We start from the raw sequence: 17,160 nt of genomic DNA on the forward strand, positions 1-17,160 counted from the left end.
AATTCGTCGAGTCCGAACTCTCCGCCGCCTCAGCAGGAGCTTCGATCCCCGAAGACGCCAACTCGGAATCACGTTTGCCGAAGATTATTTTCCGGTTCCGCCACAACGTCGTCCCGCATCATGTCCGAGAAGCCGCACGCGTCGGGCACGGTGGAGCCCGGCGACACGAGCAAGCGAGTCGGCGTCGAGACCATCCGAGAACGCGGCGTGGACGTCGAGGAGCTCCTCGGGAAGCTCGTCGACGCGACGGCGGCGGAGTTCACGACGTACTACTACTACACGAACCTCCGGATGCACCTCGCGGGCGAGGAGGACTACAAGGAGATCGCCGAGGACGCGCGCCTCGAGGACCGCGCGCACTTCGAGCTCATGGCCCCGCGCATCTACGAGCTCGGCGGGATGCTCCCGAACGACATGAAGGAGTTCGAGGACCGCGCGTCCTGCCCGAGCCCGAAGCTCCCCGACCCGCCGACCGCGGAGAACATCCTGGAGGAACTGCTCGAGGCCGAACGGTGTGCCATCCGGACCTGGAGCGAGGTCTGCGACATGACCCACGGGAAGGACCCGCGCACGTACGACCTCGCCTCGCGCATCCTGAACGAGGAGGTCGACCACGAGGCGTGGTTCGTCGAACTGCTCTCGAAGGAGCGGGACGGCGAGGTCAACCCCGCCGGCCACTTCACCCGCGGGGAACCCGGCGACGCGCCCTACTCGACGAACAACCGGTTCAACGACTCCGCCTGAGCGGGCGGTCGGCCGGCCAGCCCGGGCTCGTTTTTCGGGTCGATCGGCGTCTCGGCTCGTTCCTCGTCGGTCGTCGGTATCCGCGTTCACGGAACGCCTCGCGTACCCGACCTCCCGTCCGCGGGTCCCTGGCCCCGGCCATCCACGGTCCGCTCGTGACCCGTCGACCGGCCCCCGCCCGGCACGGTTCACTTCCGCCCCGCCCCGCGCAGTTTTCCCGCCGCGGCGCGCCCCGGGAAGCATGGACGAGCCGTTCACCGTCCCGACCCCCGGCGGGACGCTCACCCTCGACGCGACGTGGGTCGCCGCGACGCCCGGGGAGGTCCGCGAACAGGCGGCCGAGTACGACTCGGGAGAGCGGACGACCTTCGACGTCGGCGTCCGCTACCCCGACTCGTTCACCGGGGAGGTGATGCGCGCGATGGCGGCCATCCCGTACGGCGAGACGCGGACGTACGGCGACCTCGCCGACCGGCTCGGGACCAGCCCCGTCGCCGTCGGCGGCGCCTGCGGCCGCAACCCCGTCCCGCTCGTGGTGCCGTGTCACCGCGTCGTCGGCGCCGACGGCCTCCGCGGCTTCTCGGGCGACGGCGGCGTCGACCAGAAGCGCGCGCTGCTGGCCCACGAGGGGGCGCTGCCCGACGCGGCCGAGTCGGCGGACGGGCGCGACGGGACGACCCGACAGCTGACCCTCCCCGACGTCGAGTGACCGGCCCGGGCGGGCTCCTTTTGGCCGTGCCGCCCCGACACGGAGGCGTGACCCACACGGTCGAACTCGTCGTCCCGGAGGACGCCGACGTCGAGGGCGCGGAGTCGGGTACGACCGTTGCGCTGGAGGTCGCCGAGGACCAGTCGGTGCTCGGGGCCGCCCGCGACGCCGGGGTCTGGCTCCCCGCGGACTGCCAGCGCGGCTGGTGTACGACCTGCGCGGGGAAACTCCTGGAGGGGGAGCTCGACCACTCGCGCGCGAGACGGTACTTCGAGGCGGACGAGGAGGAGGGGTTCGCGCTGCTCTGTACCGCTCTCCCGCGGTCGGACTGCCGCGTCGAGGTGGCGGCGCACGGGGAACTGCTCCGGCACCGCGCCGACCACGACAGGCCGCCCGGAAACGCGAAGCTGAACGACTGAGCTGAACGGCCGGAGACGCGAACGGGGACCGACCGGGAAGCGAAGCGCCCCGGGGGTCAGAACAGGCCGGGGAAGAGGACGTAGGAGAACAGCATCGCGAGCACGCCGACGCCCAGCGCGTAGTAGACGAGCGGGATGAGGTTCAGGCGCATGACGCGCCCCTCCTCGCCCAGGAGCCCGACGGTCGCGAGCGCCGCCACGATGTTGTGGATCGCGACGAGGTTGCCGATGGCGCCGCCGACCGCCTGCGCGCCGACGATGATCTGTCGCGGGAGCCCGAGCTGTTCGGCGGCCTCGAACTGGAACCCGCCGAACGTGATGTTCGAGACGGTGTTCGAGCCGGCCATCGCGGCGCCGAGCGCGCCGATGAGCGCGGCGAAGAACGGGTAGACGGGGCCGAAGAAGCTCGCCGTCGCCTGCGCGAGCACGACGATCATGCTCCCCTCGGCCGGCGCGCCGGGGTGTGCCGCGGAGTTGATCATCACCTGCACCATCGCGATGACGAACACGAGCGCGATGAACGGCGCGACGATCTTCTCGACGGCCTCGCGCCAGGCGGCGGAGACCTGTTCGCCGCTCATGCCGAATATCGGGATCGCCAGCACCGCGCTCACGATGAGCCAGAAGCCAGGGACGCTCATCCAGGCGACGTCGTTGGCGAGGTCCGTCCCGAGGATCCCCTCCCATCCGAGGACGAACATCGGTTCGCTGATGAACGCCGCGACGGGGTCGACCGCGCGGGTGATCACGAGCAGGACGACGAGCAGGACGTACGGCGACCACGCCCGCCAGATCGACATCTCGGAGTTCGCCGCGACCCCGCCGTTGGCGACGGTGGCTCTCCCGGCCGAGGGACTTCCGCCGTTCCGGCCCGGTTCGATGGTGCCGACCCAGTGGGACGGCCACTCCTCCTGCGGGGGGAAGTCCCACTCGGTCTCCGGGAGGAAGTACCCGGCCTTCAGCGCGCCGACGGTGATGGCGCCCCCGACCATCGAGCCGATGAGGCTGGGGAACTCGGCGGTGAAGAACCACGCCGACAGCCAGTACGGGACGGCGAACGCCAAGCCCGCGAACACACAGAGCGGCACTACCTCTCGGATCTGTTCCAGCGACCGGCTGTCGTCCTCGCCGAAGAAGTGCACGATCATGCCGACGGCGAACAGCGGCATCGCCCAGCCGATCAGCGCGTGGTAGGTCGCGGCCCACGCGGCCACGGTCTGGGCGAACTCGGGGACCGTCATCCCGCCCGCCGAGATCGCCTCCCCGAAGCCGGCCGAACTCAGCGGGTCCTGGATGCCGACGATGATCGGTGTCCCGACCGCGCCGTAGGTCACGGCGATGATGTGGCCGATGATGGCCGCGACCACGGCGGCCAGCGCCGGGAAGCCGAGTCCGAGCAGCAGCGGCGCGACGACCGCCGCGGGCGTGCCGAAGCCCGCCGCTCCCTCGATGAACGTCGCGAGGAAGAACGCGAGCAGGACGATCTGGACGCGCCGGTCGTCGCTGATCGACGCGAACCCGCGGTTGATCCTGTCGAACGCGCCCGCCTGCATCAGGGTGTACAGCAGGAGGAGCGCCCCGAAGACGATCCAGAGGATCTCGAAGGCCGTCATGACGCCGACGATGGACGCCGCGGCCAGCCAGTCCGGCGGCATGTTCCAGGCGAAGTAGCCGACGGCCAGCGCCGTGACCCACGCGAGCGGCATCGCGCGCGTCGCGGGCCACAGGAACCCGACGAGCAGGCCGCCCGCCAGCAGCAGTGGTAGCGCCGCGAGCAGCAGTTCGACCGCGCTAGCCATGGCGGTGCCTCCGGTCGTCGCGATCCCTTCCGGTACCGACTCCCGACTCGTGTGTCGATGTCTGCCACATAGCTCCGGACGTACACTTTTAATAGTGTCGTATAAAACCTGCCGTCGGCTCGTTATTCTCTCCTACGGTCGAATTTATATAATGGTCCTTCGCGCTCGGATTCGGCGACGCCCCGCCTCGCGGAACCGTAGCGAACAATCATATGCGTCCGGCCGCACACGTGACCAATGACACGCCGGACGACCGCAGCGTTCGAGGCGTCGCTCGACGGGCTAGACGTCGGTCGGACGCGGACGACGCCCGGGGGGTTCGAGGCGGTCCTCCGCGAGGTCGTCCGCCAGCCGGCCGTCGGCGTCCCCCTCCCGGACGAGGGCCTGTCGCTCCCCGCGTCGGTGACGACCGACGCGACCCCCGCGGAACTCGCCGACGCGGCGACCGGCGTCACCGCCGCCGCGCTCGGGATCGCGGACTACGGCAGCGTCGTCCTCCCCTCGACCGCGACGGGCGCCGAGCAGGTCAGCCTCTTTCCCCCGCTACACGTGGCCGTGCTCCGGGAGTCCGACGTCGTCGCCGGAATGCCCGAGGCGATCGAACGGCTGGCGCCGCTCCTGCGCGACGACCGGGGGAGCGCCGTCGTCGCGACCGGACCCAGCGCCACGGCCGACATGGGGGACCTCGTCCGGGGCGCACACGGACCGGAGGAGGTCCACGTCGTCATCGTCGAGGACGACGAAGGAACCCGGAACGGGACGGTCGACTCGGCGGGCGACGAGACGTCCGACGCGGGGGAGGGGGGGACGACCGGGAGCGTCGACGCCGGACCGGCGGGTGACGGCGATGAGTGAGTCCGACGAGATGCGGGCGGCCCGCATCCGGGAACTGATGGAGACGGAAGGGGACGCGGTCGCGGACGGCACCCGCGGGTTCAACGCGGGACGCTACGAGTCGGTCGCCGACCTCGACGAGTACGAGGAGCTGAAGGACGGGGCGCGGGCGATCAAGGAGGACGCGATCGGACGGCTCCCGGAACTGCTCGACCGCCTCGAGGCGGCCGTCGAGGGGAACGGCGGGACGGTGTACCTCGCCGAGGACGCCGCCGACGCGAACCGGTACGTCCGGGAGGTCGTCGCCGGGAAGGACGCGGACAGGGTCGTGAAGTCGAAGTCGATGACGACCGAGGAGCTGGAGGTGAACGAGGCGCTCGAGGCCGACGGCGTCGAGGTCGTGGAGACCGACCTCGGCGAGTGGGTGCTCCAGGTCGCCGACGAGGCGCCCTCGCACATCGTCGCGCCGGCGATCCACAAGTCCCGCGAGGGCATCGCCGAACTGTTCAACGAGCGGTTCGACCCCGAGGAGCCGCTCGAGACTGCAGAGGAGCTGACGAGGTTCGCCCGCGAACGGCTCGGCGAACTCATCGAGGGCGCCGACGTCGGGATGACCGGGGCCAACTTCGTCACCGCCGACTCCGGGACCGTGGCGCTCGTCACCAGCGAGGGGAACGCGCGCAAGTGCGCGGTCGTCCCGGACACCCACGTCGCGGTCGCGGGCGTCGAGAAGGTGATCCCGAGCGTCGAGGACCTCCGACCGTTCGTCGAACTGATCGGGCGCTCCGGGACCGGCCAGGACATCACCTCCTACGTCTCGTTCCTGACGCCGCCGGTCGCCTCGCCCGCGGTCGACTTCGACGATCCGGACGCGCCGATGGCCGACGGCGCGATCGGCGGCGACGGCGCCGGCGACGACCCCGACCGGGAGTTCCACCTCGTGCTCGTCGACAACGGGAGGCTGGCGATGCGCGAGGACGAGGACCTGCGGGAGACGCTGTACTGCATCCGCTGTGGGGCGTGTGCGAACTCCTGTGGCAACTTCCAGTCGGTCGGCGGCCACGCCTTCGGCGGCGAGACGTACTCCGGCGGCATCGCGACCGGCTGGGAGGCGGGCGTCGAGGGGCTCGACGCCGCCGCCGAGTTCAACGACCTCTGTACGGGCTGCTCGCGCTGTGTCCCCGCCTGTCCCGTGAAGATCGACGTCCCGTGGATCAACACCGTCGTCCGGGACCGCGTCAACCGGACGGACGGGGCGGGGGAGTTCGACTTCCTCGTCGACGGGCTGACTCCGGACGAGGAACCGGGCGGGCTCGACCGCACGAAGCGGCTGTTCGGCAACTTCGAGACGCTCGCGGCGTGGGGGAGCAGGACGGCGCCGCTGTCGAACTGGGTCGCCGACAGCGCGCCCGCTCGGTGGGCCATGGACCGGTGGCTCGGCGTCGCACCCGAGCGCGACCTGCCCGAGTTCGAGCGGGAGACGCTCGTCGACTGGTTCGCCGCGCGCGGGAGCCGCGTCACGGCCGACGACGCGCGCCGGGAGGCGGTGCTGTACCCCGACGTGTACACCAACCACGTCGCGGTCGACCGCGGGAAGGCGGCGGTGCGCACCCTCGAGGCCCTTGACGTGCGGGTGTCGGTCCCCGCGTCGGCCGCGGTCGGGAGCGGCCGCGCGCCGCTCTCGCAGGGGATGGTCTCGACGGCGCGCCGGCAGGCGGAGCGATGCCGCGACGCGCTCGTGCCGGAACTGGAGCGGGGCCGCGACGTGGTCGTCGTCGAGCCGAGCGACCTCGCCGCGATCCGGCGGGAGTACGAGAAGCTGCTCCCCGAGGGGGACCACGAACGGCTCGCGGCGGGGAGCTACGAGGTGCTGGAGTACGTCTACGGGCTGCTGGAGAGCGGCGCGGACGGGAGCGCGCTCGGGGACGGCGACGACGAGGGTGGGGCGGTGAACTACCACGCCCACTGCCAGCAGCGAACGCTCGGGCTGGAGGGCTACACCGTGGCGGTGCTCGAACGACTCGGCCACGAGGTGACCACCTCGGACACGGAGTGTTGCGGGATGGCGGGGAGCTTCGGCTACAAGTCGGCGTACTACGAACTGTCGATGGACGTCGGCGAGCCGCTGGCCGAGCAGTTCGGGGACGACGACCGGACCGCGCTCGCGTCGGGCACCTCCTGTTGTGAGCAACTCGGCGCGCTGCTCGGCCGGCCCGGAACCCACCCGGTCGAACTGCTCGACCCGGACTCGCCGGACCAGTGACGTGCCGAACGCCGCCGCCGACGGCGACCCGAACGACCGGCGGCGACCGCGCGAACTGTCCGACCGTCGACGGTCGTCTGACGGGCGTCGGCCCGTGGGGACGCTTTTAAGACCCGGCACTCCGTTCGCGGGGACATGGACGCAGACGGCTCCCCACAGGAGATCACGACGCTCGTCGGTCGCGAGGTGTACTCCAACAACGGGGTCTTCGTCGGCGAGGTGGAGGACGTCCGCCTCGCCCTGGACGCGGAGACGGTGACCGGACTGGCGCTCACGGAACTGAACGGCGAACTGTTCTCCGGCCGGATCGAGCCCGGGAAGGGCGTGATGGTCCCCTACCGCTGGGTGCGCGCGGTCGGCGACGTCATCCTCGTCAACGACGTCGTCGAGCGGCTGAAGGACGACGAACAGGAAGAAGCGATCGCGTAGACCAAACGGGGGTTGGAACGGACCCGGTCGGCGCGACCCGCGTCGGACCGGCGAACGGCCCGGCGGCCGGAGACGAGTCGACGGTCGGGTGCGGGTCGGCGACACGAGGCGGATCGACGGGGCGGACCTGCGACCCGGCGTGAACTACGACCCGTTCGAGGACTCGGAGCCGCCGCCCCCGGAGCTCTCGACGCCCATCGCGTCGAACAGTTTCCGCCGAACCGCCTCCTCCGAGAGCGTGAGCAGCGTGTCGCGGTTCGACTCGCTCGCCTCGATGCCGGTGAACAGCCCGAGCGGTATCTCGGCGTTGCCCTGCGTCGAGTGGCCGGCCGCCTCGCCGATGTCGGAGAAGGCGTCCTGGAGCACGTTGCCGATGTTGATGCGGATGTCCTTCGAGCGGGCCGACAGGTAGATCGTGTCGTCGTCGATGCCGAACACCGCCGAGGTGGTGATCCCCTCGAGGTCGAGGAGCTGTGAGGCCGCCTGCGCGAGCGCCTCGCGGTCGCGGATGAACCCGGCGTTCGAGACGAGGTGGCTCCCCTGCACCTCGCGGTTCTGGATGGCCTCCGCAAGCACGTCCAGCGTCTCGGGCGACATCGAGGGGGACTCGACCTCCTCGAGCATGTCGTGGTCCGCGAACGGGTGGAGGTACGCGGCCGCGGTGAGGTCCGCGGGCGTCGTGTCGCGCTTGAAGTCGACCGTCTCCGCGCGGATGCCGTACAGCAGCGCGGTCGCGACCGTCGCGTCCGGCGAGAGGTCGAACTCCTGGATGTACTTCGTGAGGATGGTGGAGGTCGCGGAGACGTTCCGCCGGATGTCGGTGAACGAGGCCTCGAACTCCTCGTCGGGCTCGTCGCGGTCGATGTAGACGTCCACGTCGGCCCCGACGTCGAGCTCGCCCGCCTCCGAGTAGTCGACGAGCGCGAGCGCGCCGTACTCCGCGAGCGGCCTCGCGTCCGCACGCGCGTGGAGGTCGATGCCGAGCGTGTTGACGAACGCGCGGTTCTCCTGGTGGCCGATCTCCCCGTCGTAGATGATGTCGGACTCGACATCGTACTCGGCCGCGATGGCCCCGAGCGCCACCGCGGCGGCGATGGAGTCCGGGTCGGGGTTGTCGTGTGCGAGGATGGCGAGCGTGCCGTCCGTCGACTCGAGGATGTCCGCGAGCTGTCGGGCCTTGTACTCCAGCTCGCCGGACTCGAGCGCGCGGAGCGCGGAGTCGGCGATGACCGTCGACGGGTTGATCACCACGTCGGCGCCCAGTTCCGTCAGCTCGTCCTGGCTCACGGGGTCGGAGGCGCGGACGACGACGTACTGCTCGCCGTCGCGCTCGCGGATCGCCCGGACGGCCGCCTTGTTCGCGTCCACGTCCGAGGAGAGGATGAGGATCACGTCCCGGTCCGCGACGACCTCCGCGACGTCCGGATCCGCGATGTCCTGTGCCCGCGCGTTGAGGTCCTGGTCGCGCAGCGCCTCGACGCGGGACTCGTCCTTGTCGAGGATGAGCACGTCCTTGCCCTCCTCGGTGAGATCGTCGGCGACGGCGTGCCCGACGCTCCCACACCCGAGGATGGCGTAGGTGGACATCGAGGAGATCGTGACCCCGGTACTCATTGGTGTTTCGCCGTCGGTGGTGACGGAACTTAAGCGGTGATGTTCGTTCACGCGCCGGGAAGCGGAAGGCATTTTACACGGACGGCGGAACGTACTGGTGTCGGGGCCGGTAGCTCAGTTAGGGAGAGCGACGGACTCTTAATCCGTCGGTCGGGGGTTCAAATCCCTCCCGGCCCGTTTTCCCGCGAACGAAGTGAGCAGTGAAAACGCCCTAGAGGGGTTTGAAGCAGGGAGTGAAGCGACCGTGGTTCGAATCCCTCCCGGCCCGCTTCTCGCGTGAAACCGCCACGACGAGCACGGCGCGTCCCGAGAAGCGACGTCGAACTCCGCGTGGCAAGCGAGCGCGTCGACCGGCCGCCGCGGGGACCGTTCGCCGCGTCGGCCTACCGATCGAACGGCGGCCGGTAGGGGCCGCCGAACTCACTCATCCCCGCGTCCGCACGTCACCGACACCTCGTAGGAGACCGGTAACTCCTCGCAGTCCAGTATGTCGGCGATCTGTTCGGCCGTGAGGCTCCCCTCCTCCCGCGCGCGGCGCACGAGCCGCGCGACGCGCCCGCTCGCGGGCTGGAGGCGGTTGTCCCCCGCCATGAAGCAGTAGTACTCGGCGGCGACGTCGATCGCCCCCGACCAGGAGCGCTCGCCGGTCGCCTCCTGGAGGGCGTCGTACACCGACTGGCGTCGGTCGGTCAGCCTGATGGTCGTCGCTTCGCCCATGTGGGCTCCTAGACGCCGGGCGACAAATATCCTCAGATGACTGAAACGGCCGTTTCAGCGACGGGTCCTCAGTACTCTGCGAGCGTCGCGCTGGCGATCCGGAGCTCCACGAGCGCGCCCGCGGACTCCTCGCCGCCGTCGGCTTCGGCGTCCCCGTCGCCGGCATCGTCCCGATCGTCGGTATCGCCGCGGTACTTCCGGTCGATCGCGTCGAGCACCTCCTCCTCCCGTTCGGCGTCATCGACGACCCGCGCGGTGGCGAGCAGCGTCGCGTTCCAGTCGACGTTGCCGGCGCGGTCCGCGCTCTCGATGGAGACGGCGACGCGGGGGTTCCGCCGCACGTTCCGGAGTTTCTTCCCGCCGGTGGTGATCCACAGCGACCCGTCCTCGTAGGCGTACCAGACCGGGGCGACGTGCGGGCGGTCCTCGACGCTCGTCGCGACGTGAGCCGAGAGCGGGGCGTCGGCGATGCGGTCGGTCACGCGGTCGGGGACGACCATGTCCGGACGGTCGTTCCCGGCGGGGAAAACGTCGCCGGCGGCGTCGGCGCCCACGCGGACGGGTCACGACCGGCGGGGATTCGAGGCGACCCTTGCCGCTTCGGTCCGGCGGTTTCGACGGGCATTTGACGGTGGTCCCCGGAGCGCCACCGTGTCACGCGAGGGGCCGCCGTCACGACTCCAGTTCTGGACGCTCTACCTCTCGCGGTTCGCAGGCGGGTTCGGCTCCATCACGCTCGTCGTCCTCATCCCGAAACTGGCGACGGAACTGGGGCTCGCAGGGATCGGACTGGGCCTGCTGTACACGGTGTACACGCTCGCGCAGACCGTCACGGTCGTCCCGGTAGCGTGGGCGGGCGACCGGTACGACAAGCGCCTCGTCCTGCTCGGCACCCTCGTCGTCGGAATCGCGACGTACGCCGCCTTCGGGTTCGTCTCAACCGGGACGGAACTGCTGGCGGTTCGAGCGTTCCAGGGCGCCGTCTTCACCGGGATGGGCCTCATGACGCTCGCGCTGGTCGGGGAACTCGCGACCGCGGGCACCCGTGCGAACTACATCGGGAAGGCGAACGCAGCATCGTTCGCCGCGTCCATCCTGGGCGGCCTCTCCGCGGGCTTTCTCTACGACTACTTCGGCGGGTCGCGGGAGGTGTTCCTGGTCATCACCGGCCTGTACGTGGTCACCTTCGGCGCGACCGCGCTGCTGCTCTCGGCCGACGAGACCAGGGTCCCCGGCTTCCCGTTCTCCGACCTTGCGGTGAACCGGCGCATCCTCACGCTCACCTCCTTCCGCGCGCAGTACGCGGTCGCGGTCACGCTCGTGCGTAACTGGGTCCCCGTGTTCGCGGGCTACGCCGCCGCACAGGGCGGACTCGGCTACCCGGCGTTCGCCGTCTCCGTCATCACCGTCTCGGAGAAGTTCACGAACATGCTCCTCCAGCCGTTCACCGGCCGACTCTCGGACTCGGCGGGGCGCGCGCTGTTCGTCTTCGCCGGCGGGGGTGCCTACGGGGTCGTCGCCGTCGTCGTCCCGCTCACGCCGGCGGTCGGCGCGGCGCTGGGTCTCCCGGAGTCGTACCCCGTCGTCGGCGCCGTCTCGGCCGCGTTCCTCCCGCTCGTCGCGCTCAACCTCGCGCTCGGCGTCGCCGACAGTTTCCGCGAACCGGCGAGCATGGCGCTGTTCGCCGACGAGGGGAGTGACGGCGACGGCGTCGCGTCGAGTTTCGGCATCCGCGAACTCGTGTGGCGCCCGGGGTCGGTGCTCGCGCCGGTCGCCGGCGGGTGGCTGATGGCCGAGGTCGGCATGGGGTCGGTGTTCCACGTCGGCGGCGCGTTCGCCCTGCTCGGGGCGCTCACGTTTCTCGGACTCCTCGGACGCGCTCACGGCGCGAGCGCGCTCCGCGAGTGGTAGTCGTCGCCGCCGGGGGGGAACCGACGAGCACGCCGCCGGACGACGGCCGCGGAAAATCGGTCGGCCGACAGCCGCCGAGTCCCGCCCGCGTCCTCCAGTTACAGTTCGCTCGCGACCGTCTCCGTACCCGCGCCCACGTCGACGTCCGCGCCGTGGTCGGCGAGCGTCTCCCCGAGCGCGCTCACGAGGAAGGAGACGTTGTCGGGCCGTGCGGAGTGGCCCATGCAGCCGATGCGGAAGATTTCGCCAGCGAGGTCGCCCAGCCCGCCCGCGATCTCCAGGTCGTAGCTCGCCAGCAGGTCGTCGATGACCGCGCCGGCGGCCGCGCCCGCCGGCACGCGGACGGCGTTGAGGCTCGGGAGCCAGTACTCGTCGGCGGCGTTCATCTCGAGGCCCATCGCCTCGACGCCCGCCTTGAGCGCGCCCGCCACCCGGCGGTGGCGCTCCCAGCGTTCCTCGATGCCCTCCTCGGCGACCAGGCGGAGCGCCTCCCGCAGCGCGTACACGTTCGTGATGGGTGCAGTGTGGTGGTACGCGCGCTCGTCGCCCCAGTACCCCTCGAGCAGCGAGAGGTCGAGGTACCACGAACGGGCCGGCTCCTCCCGGGAGAGAACCTTGTCCATCGCGCGGTCGTTCAGGGTGAGCGGCGAAGCGCCCGGCGGGCAGGAGAGACACTTCTGGGGACCCGAGTAGGCGACGTCGACGTCCCACTCGTCCACCTCGAGTTCGACGCCGCCCAGGGAGGTGACGCAGTCGGCGACCACGTACGCGTCGTGGTCGTGGGCGATCGAGGTGAGTTCGGGGACGCTCGGCTGGCGCACGCCGGTGGAGGTCTCCGCGTGGACGAAGCCGAACACGTCGGGCTGGTGCTCGTCGAACGCCTCCTGGACGGCCGCGGGGTCGAGCGGCTCGCCCCAGGGGGCGTCGACCTCGACGACCTCGCCGCCCGCACGGCGGGCCATCTCGGCCATTCGGCCGCCGAAGTAGCCGTTCGTGGGGACGAGCATCGTCTCGCCGGGTTCGACGAGGTTGCCGATGGCCGCCTCCATGGAGGCCGACCCCGTCCCCGAGACGGGGATCGTCCACTGGTTGTCGGTCCGGAACGCGTAGCGCAACAGTTCCTGGGTCTCGTCCATCATCTCGACGAACGCGGGGTCGAGGTGGCCGACGAGCGGCGTCGCCATCGCGCGGAGCACTCGCGGGTGCACGTCACTCGGCCCCGGACCCATCAGCGTCCGGACCGGCGGCCGCAGTTCGCCGACGTCAGGTCGGTTCATGTGCGTGACCAGCGGGGGCCCGGGCAAAAGTATCGCGCTTCCGGTCGGTCCGGCCGGCGGCCTTCCCAGGATGGGCGCGGTGAACGGGGAACGCTTACCCGCACCCCCCGGGAAGACGTGGACATGACCGAGGAAGACGTCGGGCCGGGGTCGGCGTGGTTCGTCGGCGAGGACCCGGTCGCCGCGATCCGCGACGGATCGGCGACGGCTCCGGCGGACTGGCCACGGATCGCCGTCGAGTCGGGCGCGGCGGGCGACCGGGACGACTACTACCGGCGGCTGAAGGACGCGACCACCGCCGCGGCCCGCGAGGCCGTCCGGGAACGCGAACGTGCGGACGACCGCCAGTTGCTCCACGCCGTCCGCGCGATGGACGACGCCGACCGGACGGCGAACGAACTCGCCGAACGCCTGGCCGAGTGGGGCGGGAGCCTCTTCGACGAGTCGGGGTCGGGCGTCGAGTACGCCCGCGAGGTGGCGGGTCGATCGCCTGCCGGTCCGGCCGAGGATCGCGTCGTCTCGCTCGCCCGACGCGTCGTCGACCTGGCGGAGGAGGCCCGCGACCTGGAGTCGTTCATCGAGGGGCGGGCGCCGGTCGCCGCGCCGAACCTGTCCGCGCTCGCGGGGCCGGTGCTCGCCGCGCGACTCGTCTCGCTCGCCGGCGGGCTGGAGCCGCTCGCGAAGAAGCCCTCGGGGACGCTTCAGGTGCTCGGCGCGGAGGACGCGCTGTTCGCGCACCTGCGCGGACACGCCCCGTCGCCGAAACACGGGGTCATCTACACCCACGAGTACGTCCGGGGGACGCGGCCGGAGGACCGGGGCTCCGCGGCCCGCGCGCTGGCCGGGAAGCTGACGATCGCCGCCCGCATCGACCACTACTCCGGCGACTACCGGCCGGACCTCGAGGCGGACCTCGACGAGCGGATGCGTGCCATCCGCGAGCGGGCGGCGGGAGACGAGGGTGGTCCCGATGCGTGACCTGCCGGACGGCGTGAGTCGGCGCGAGATCGACGGTCGCGAGCGGGTCTGTACGCGCGGCCCGCCCGTGTACGGCGAGCCGACCGACGGCGACTGGCGGGTCTGGGACGCCTCGCGGTCGAAGCTCGGCGCGATGCTCGAACTCGGGATGGAGACGGGCCTGGCGGGCGGCGAGTCGGTGCTGTATCTCGGCGCCGCGAACGGGACGACCGTAAGCCACGTCGCGGACTTCGCCGGCCCGACCTACGCGGTGGAGTTCTCCGCGCGGCCGGTCAGGGACCTGCTCGAGGCGGCCGACCCCCGCCCGAACCTCTTCCCGCTGCTGAAGGACGCGCGAAAGCCGGACACGTACTCCCACGTCGTCGAGTCCGGCCTGGACGTCCTCGTGCAGGACGTCGCGACGCGCGGCCAGGCGACCGTGGCGAACCGGAACGCGCGGTTCCTCGCCGACGACGGCCGGTTGCTGCTCGCGGTGAAAGCCCGGTCGGAGGACGTCGCCGCCCGCCCGGAGGCCGTGTTCGAGGAGGTTCGCGCCGACCTGTCCGACCGATACGAGGTCCTGGCGGAGACGCGGCTGGACCGCTTCCACGAGGACCACCTCGGCATCGTGGCCCGACCGCGGTAACTCGACTCGAACGCACCGTTTCTCACGTCTCGGCGTAGCGAGTCGCCGATCGCGTCGCCGGTCGAGCGCCGACCGTCCGTGGTCGACCGGTTCGTTGCTCGGCCTCTCGGCTACACGGACTACGGGTTCCGTCCTGCCCGCCGTCGATCCCGGAACCCTCTCCGTCCGTGCGCTCTGGTCCCGGTTTCGTATTTGAACGTTCGGCCGAGGCCCGCGACTCCCGATGCGGTCGGCATCGCTCGGCGTTCGAACGCGTCGGACGTGCACGCGAAGCGCACGACGGGAACCGGTATCCCGAGATATATACCACCCCGAGCCGAACCCCGGGCCGATGGAGACTGGTTCGCGGGAGTCGTTCACGCGGCTGGGTACCCTCGGGGTCGAGGAGGAGTTCTACATCGTCGACGACGCGGCGCGCCCCGTCTCGGGCATCGACGAACTCGTGTACGGCGACGCGGACCCGCCCGAACCGCTCGCCGGGCGCCTCGACCACGAACTGTTCAAGTTCACGATCGAGACCCAGACCCCGCTCGTCGAGGACCCGACGGCCGTCGACGACCACGTCACGGCGGTCCGCGACGCGCTCGTCGAGCACGCGACCGACCACGGCTACGGCATCGCCGCCGCGGGGCTCCACCCGGCCGCGAGGTGGCGCGAACTCGACCACGCGGAGAAGCCCCGCTACCGGTCCCAGCTCGACCGGATCCAGTACCCTCAACATCGCAACACGACCGCGGGCCTGCACGTCCACGTCGGCGTCGACGACGCGGACGAGGCCGTGTGGGTCGCGAACGAACTCCGGTGGTACCTCTCGCCGCTGCTCGCACTGTCGGCGAACTCGCCGTTCTGGAACGGCTTCGACACGGGGCTCGCGTCCGCGCGTGCGAAGATATTCGAAGCGCTGCCGAACACGGGCACCCCCACCAGGTTCGCCGACTTCGAGACGTTCGAGGCGTTCGAACGACGGATGGTCGAGCACGGCTCCATCGAGGACCGCGGGGAACTGTGGTACGACGTTCGACCCCACACCGAGCACGGGACCGTCGAGGTCAGGGCCCCGGACGGTCAGGCCGACCCCGACGTCGTGTGCGCGTTCGTGGAGTTCGTCCACGCGCTCGTGATCGACCTCGCGGAACGATACGAGGACGAACGAACCCCGAGCGACGCGGGGAGCGACGTCGGGGACGGCGGCCTCCGTCGGGAACTGCTCGACGAGAACAAGTGGCGGGCGATCCGCCGCGGGCACGACGCGTCGTTCGTCGACAGGGACGGCGAGTCCGTGATCGACCTCGCGGGGGCGATCGATCGGGAGTGCGACAGGTTGGGCGTCGACGGGGTTCGGGACCTTCTGGACCGCGAGTCCGGCGCGGAACGCCAGCGTCGGATCCACGAGACCGGGGGACTCGACGAGCTCTGCCGGTCGCTGCTGGTTTAGTCGTCGGGCGGGCGACGAGTTTTTGCGGTCGGAGTTCCGACCGGTCACCTAGAGATGGCTACCGACGACGACTCGGGGGACCGGGACCAGGGGCAGACCGGCGAACCGGACGACGGCGGAGGGGACGAGCCCCGTGGCGCCAGGGAACGACTCGAAGAGGGCGCGGGCGACGTCGCCGAGAGCTTCGACAAGCGTGCGGTCGATCTCCTGTCGTGGCTCCTCGACACGGAGACCCGCGCGAGGATCTACGTGTTCCTCCGGCAGCACCCGAACGCGACGAGCGACGAGGTGGCCGACGGAACCGGGCTCTACCCGAGTACGGTCCGGGAGGCGCTCGCCGAACTCCACGAGGACGGCACCGTGTCGCGACGGAAGCGGGAGGCGTCGGGCGCCGGAAACAACCCGTACGAGTACGAGGCGATCGCGCCGTCGAAGCTCGTGGAGGGCGTCGTCGAGCAGGTCCAGTCGGAGCTGAACACGGTGTTCAACCTCGACCGGCGCCTCGGCACGGACGCCAGCGACGAGACCGAGCCGGTGACCGTCTCGGTCGAGACCGACGACGACGCAGGGGAGGAATCCGTCGACGCGGCCGTCGACGCCCGCGGTGACGGATCCGACGACGAGAGCCCGAACGGCGCGTAGCGCCCCATTTATGGTCCGCGGGGGCGACCCGAGCGTATGAACGTCGCGCTGGGCGGGACATTCGACCCGATCCACGACGGACACCGCGTGCTGTTCGAGCGCGCGTTCGAACTGGGGGACGTGACGGTCGGGCTCACCTCCGACGAACTGGCGCCGAGGACCCGCCACGAGGACCGCTGGGTTCGACCGTTCGACGAACGGAAGCGCGACCTCGAGGCGGAACTCGAACCGCTCGCCGAGCAGTACGGCCGCCGGTTCGAGGTCCGCGAACTCACGGAGCCGACCGGCATCGCGACCGAACCCGAGTTCGACGCCCTCGTCGTCTCGCCCGAGACCAGGGACGGCGGCGAGCGCATCAACGACATCCGGACCGAGCGGGGCCACGACCCGCTCCGGATCGAGGTCGTCGAACACCTCGCCGCCGAGGACGGCGACCGCATCTCCTCGACCCGCATCGTGAGGGGCGAGATCGACGAACACGGGAACCTGACGCCCGAGCGCGAGGGGCGCGGCACCGCCCGTCCGGAGTAGCGTGGCCTCCGACGCCCCCGTCGGACGGATCGCGAGTCGGCCGCGTGCGGCGGGATTGCTCCTCGGCGGTGCCGGACTCGGACTGGTCGGATATCTGCTCGTGAGGCTGTCCGGAACCGACCCGGACAGCCTGCTCGCGTACGTCGGCGGGGCGTTCCTCGTCGTCGGTCAGCTCGCCGCCGTCGTCGGCCTGGTGGGCGTCGCGTGGCTGGTCCTCCGCGGGTGAAACCCGA

Annotated in this window: 18 protein-coding genes and 1 tRNA gene; 14 read left to right on the top strand and 5 right to left on the bottom strand. The window is 70.9% G+C overall.

Going from position 1 to position 17,160, the window contains the following annotated elements:
* The first annotated feature begins 120 nt into the window (after window positions 1-120).
* The 3 genes from dps to HUG12_RS12290 all read left to right on the top strand — a co-directional run bounded on the left by dps (window position 121) and on the right by HUG12_RS12290 (window position 1,872).
* Window positions 121-744 carry a DNA protection during starvation protein gene (gene dps, locus HUG12_RS12280; RefSeq protein WP_246308045.1) on the top strand — a complete coding sequence of 208 codons (624 nt, stop codon included), beginning with the start codon at window positions 121-123 and terminating at the stop codon, window positions 742-744.
* A 241-nt stretch (window positions 745-985) separates the two neighbouring features.
* Entirely contained in the window at window positions 986-1,453 is a 468-nt protein-coding gene (locus HUG12_RS12285; RefSeq protein ID WP_179269049.1) for a methylated-DNA--[protein]-cysteine S-methyltransferase, read from the top strand.
* A gap of 47 nt (window positions 1,454-1,500) precedes the next feature.
* On the top strand, window positions 1,501-1,872 hold the full coding sequence (locus HUG12_RS12290) for a 2Fe-2S iron-sulfur cluster-binding protein (protein WP_179269050.1): 372 nt from the start codon (window positions 1,501-1,503) through the stop codon (window positions 1,870-1,872).
* A gap of 56 nt (window positions 1,873-1,928) precedes the next feature.
* Here the strand turns inward: HUG12_RS12290 and HUG12_RS12295 are convergent, their stop codons facing one another.
* Window positions 1,929-3,671 (bottom strand): L-lactate permease, encoded by a 1,743-nt coding sequence (locus tag HUG12_RS12295; RefSeq protein ID WP_179269051.1) that lies wholly within the window; start codon window positions 3,669-3,671, stop codon window positions 1,929-1,931.
* A 237-nt stretch (window positions 3,672-3,908) separates the two neighbouring features.
* On the opposite strand from HUG12_RS12295, the gene HUG12_RS12300 reads away from it, so the two are divergent.
* The 3 genes from HUG12_RS12300 (at window position 3,909) to HUG12_RS12310 (ending at window position 7,197) form a co-directional block, all read left to right on the top strand.
* Complete coding sequence (locus HUG12_RS12300) at window positions 3,909-4,526, top strand: LUD domain-containing protein (protein WP_179269052.1); 618 nt, start codon at window positions 3,909-3,911, stop codon at window positions 4,524-4,526.
* Complete coding sequence (locus tag HUG12_RS12305; protein ID WP_179269053.1) at window positions 4,519-6,768, top strand: LUD domain-containing protein; 2,250 nt, start codon at window positions 4,519-4,521, stop codon at window positions 6,766-6,768. The genes HUG12_RS12300 and HUG12_RS12305 overlap by 8 nt, the downstream gene beginning before the upstream one ends.
* 135 nt (window positions 6,769-6,903) lie before the next feature.
* Window positions 6,904-7,197 carry a PRC-barrel domain-containing protein gene (locus HUG12_RS12310; protein WP_179269054.1) on the top strand — a complete coding sequence of 98 codons (294 nt, stop codon included), beginning with the start codon at window positions 6,904-6,906 and terminating at the stop codon, window positions 7,195-7,197.
* Window positions 7,198-7,341: 144 nt separating this feature from the next.
* Here HUG12_RS12310 and HUG12_RS12315 read toward each other — a convergent pair whose 3' ends face one another.
* The gene (locus HUG12_RS12315) at window positions 7,342-8,811 is read right to left on the bottom strand and encodes a DHH family phosphoesterase (RefSeq protein ID WP_179269055.1); all 1,470 of its coding nucleotides are present in this window, start codon (window positions 8,809-8,811) and stop codon (window positions 7,342-7,344) included.
* A 103-nt stretch (window positions 8,812-8,914) separates the two neighbouring features.
* Between HUG12_RS12315 and HUG12_RS12320 the strand changes: the two genes are divergently transcribed.
* A tRNA-Lys gene (locus tag HUG12_RS12320) sits at window positions 8,915-8,988 on the top strand.
* 243 nt (window positions 8,989-9,231) lie between these two features.
* Here the strand turns inward: HUG12_RS12320 and HUG12_RS12325 are convergent.
* Both HUG12_RS12325 and HUG12_RS12330 read right to left on the bottom strand, forming a co-directional pair.
* Window positions 9,232-9,528: a hypothetical protein gene (locus HUG12_RS12325; protein WP_179269056.1), complete on the bottom strand. Its 297-nt coding sequence runs from the start codon at window positions 9,526-9,528 to the stop codon at window positions 9,232-9,234.
* A 68-nt stretch (window positions 9,529-9,596) separates the two neighbouring features.
* Complete coding sequence (locus tag HUG12_RS12330; RefSeq protein ID WP_179269057.1) at window positions 9,597-10,028, bottom strand: pyridoxamine 5'-phosphate oxidase family protein; 432 nt, start codon at window positions 10,026-10,028, stop codon at window positions 9,597-9,599.
* Window positions 10,029-10,179: 151 nt separating this feature from the next.
* Here HUG12_RS12330 and HUG12_RS12335 point away from each other — a divergent pair, with 151 nt between their 5' ends.
* Window positions 10,180-11,439, top strand: a complete 1,260-nt coding sequence (locus HUG12_RS12335; protein WP_246308046.1) for an MFS transporter — start codon at window positions 10,180-10,182, stop codon at window positions 11,437-11,439.
* 98 nt (window positions 11,440-11,537) lie between these two features.
* Here the strand turns inward: HUG12_RS12335 and HUG12_RS12340 are convergent, their stop codons facing one another.
* Window positions 11,538-12,716 (bottom strand): pyridoxal-phosphate-dependent aminotransferase family protein, encoded by a 1,179-nt coding sequence (locus HUG12_RS12340; protein ID WP_179269059.1) that lies wholly within the window; start codon window positions 12,714-12,716, stop codon window positions 11,538-11,540.
* Window positions 12,717-12,839: 123 nt separating this feature from the next.
* Here HUG12_RS12340 and HUG12_RS12345 point away from each other — a divergent pair, with 123 nt between their 5' ends.
* The 6 genes from HUG12_RS12345 (at window position 12,840) to HUG12_RS21890 (ending at window position 17,153) form a co-directional block, all read left to right on the top strand.
* The gene (locus HUG12_RS12345) at window positions 12,840-13,694 is read left to right on the top strand and encodes an NOP5/NOP56 family protein (protein WP_179269060.1); all 855 of its coding nucleotides are present in this window, start codon (window positions 12,840-12,842) and stop codon (window positions 13,692-13,694) included.
* The gene (locus tag HUG12_RS12350; RefSeq protein WP_179269061.1) at window positions 13,687-14,319 is read left to right on the top strand and encodes a fibrillarin-like rRNA/tRNA 2'-O-methyltransferase; all 633 of its coding nucleotides are present in this window, start codon (window positions 13,687-13,689) and stop codon (window positions 14,317-14,319) included. The genes HUG12_RS12345 and HUG12_RS12350 overlap by 8 nt, the downstream gene beginning before the upstream one ends.
* Window positions 14,320-14,650: 331 nt before the next feature.
* Window positions 14,651-15,754 carry a glutamate--cysteine ligase gene (locus HUG12_RS12355; RefSeq protein ID WP_179269062.1) on the top strand — a complete coding sequence of 368 codons (1,104 nt, stop codon included), beginning with the start codon at window positions 14,651-14,653 and terminating at the stop codon, window positions 15,752-15,754.
* Window positions 15,755-15,808: 54 nt separating this feature from the next.
* Entirely contained in the window at window positions 15,809-16,396 is a 588-nt protein-coding gene (locus HUG12_RS12360) for a winged helix-turn-helix domain-containing protein (RefSeq protein WP_179269063.1), read from the top strand.
* Between the two features lie 36 nt (window positions 16,397-16,432).
* Complete coding sequence (locus HUG12_RS12365) at window positions 16,433-16,927, top strand: phosphopantetheine adenylyltransferase (RefSeq protein ID WP_179269064.1); 495 nt, start codon at window positions 16,433-16,435, stop codon at window positions 16,925-16,927.
* A gap of 100 nt (window positions 16,928-17,027) precedes the next feature.
* A complete protein-coding gene (locus HUG12_RS21890) occupies window positions 17,028-17,153 on the top strand; it encodes a hypothetical protein (protein WP_281362297.1) in 126 nt (41 codons plus the stop codon).
* Window positions 17,154-17,160 lie beyond the last annotated feature (7 nt).

The organism is Halorarum salinum (assembly GCF_013402875.1).
GTDB classification, from domain to species: domain Archaea; phylum Halobacteriota; class Halobacteria; order Halobacteriales; family Haloferacaceae; genus Halorarum; species Halorarum salinum.

Excerpts from the sequence above, each read along its gene's own strand:
- dps (WP_246308045.1), top strand. The coding sequence starts at position 121 with ATGTCCGAGAAGCCGCACGCGTCGGGCACGGTGGAGCCCGGCGACACG.
- HUG12_RS12285 (WP_179269049.1), top strand. The coding sequence starts at position 986 with ATGGACGAGCCGTTCACCGTCCCGACCCCCGGCGGGACGCTCACCCTC.
- HUG12_RS12295 (WP_179269051.1), bottom strand. The coding sequence starts at position 3,671 with ATGGCTAGCGCGGTCGAACTGCTGCTCGCGGCGCTACCACTGCTGCTG.
- HUG12_RS12300 (WP_179269052.1), top strand. The coding sequence starts at position 3,909 with ATGACACGCCGGACGACCGCAGCGTTCGAGGCGTCGCTCGACGGGCTA.
- HUG12_RS12305 (WP_179269053.1), top strand. The coding sequence starts at position 4,519 with ATGAGTGAGTCCGACGAGATGCGGGCGGCCCGCATCCGGGAACTGATG.
- HUG12_RS12310 (WP_179269054.1), top strand. The coding sequence starts at position 6,904 with ATGGACGCAGACGGCTCCCCACAGGAGATCACGACGCTCGTCGGTCGC.
- HUG12_RS12315 (WP_179269055.1), bottom strand. The coding sequence starts at position 8,811 with ATGAGTACCGGGGTCACGATCTCCTCGATGTCCACCTACGCCATCCTC.
- HUG12_RS12325 (WP_179269056.1), bottom strand. The coding sequence starts at position 9,528 with ATGGGCGAAGCGACGACCATCAGGCTGACCGACCGACGCCAGTCGGTG.
- HUG12_RS12330 (WP_179269057.1), bottom strand. The coding sequence starts at position 10,028 with ATGGTCGTCCCCGACCGCGTGACCGACCGCATCGCCGACGCCCCGCTC.
- HUG12_RS12340 (WP_179269059.1), bottom strand. The coding sequence starts at position 12,716 with ATGAACCGACCTGACGTCGGCGAACTGCGGCCGCCGGTCCGGACGCTG.
- HUG12_RS12345 (WP_179269060.1), top strand. The coding sequence starts at position 12,840 with ATGACCGAGGAAGACGTCGGGCCGGGGTCGGCGTGGTTCGTCGGCGAG.
- HUG12_RS12350 (WP_179269061.1), top strand. The coding sequence starts at position 13,687 with ATGCGTGACCTGCCGGACGGCGTGAGTCGGCGCGAGATCGACGGTCGC.
- HUG12_RS12355 (WP_179269062.1), top strand. The coding sequence starts at position 14,651 with ATGGAGACTGGTTCGCGGGAGTCGTTCACGCGGCTGGGTACCCTCGGG.
- HUG12_RS12360 (WP_179269063.1), top strand. The coding sequence starts at position 15,809 with ATGGCTACCGACGACGACTCGGGGGACCGGGACCAGGGGCAGACCGGC.
- HUG12_RS12365 (WP_179269064.1), top strand. The coding sequence starts at position 16,433 with ATGAACGTCGCGCTGGGCGGGACATTCGACCCGATCCACGACGGACAC.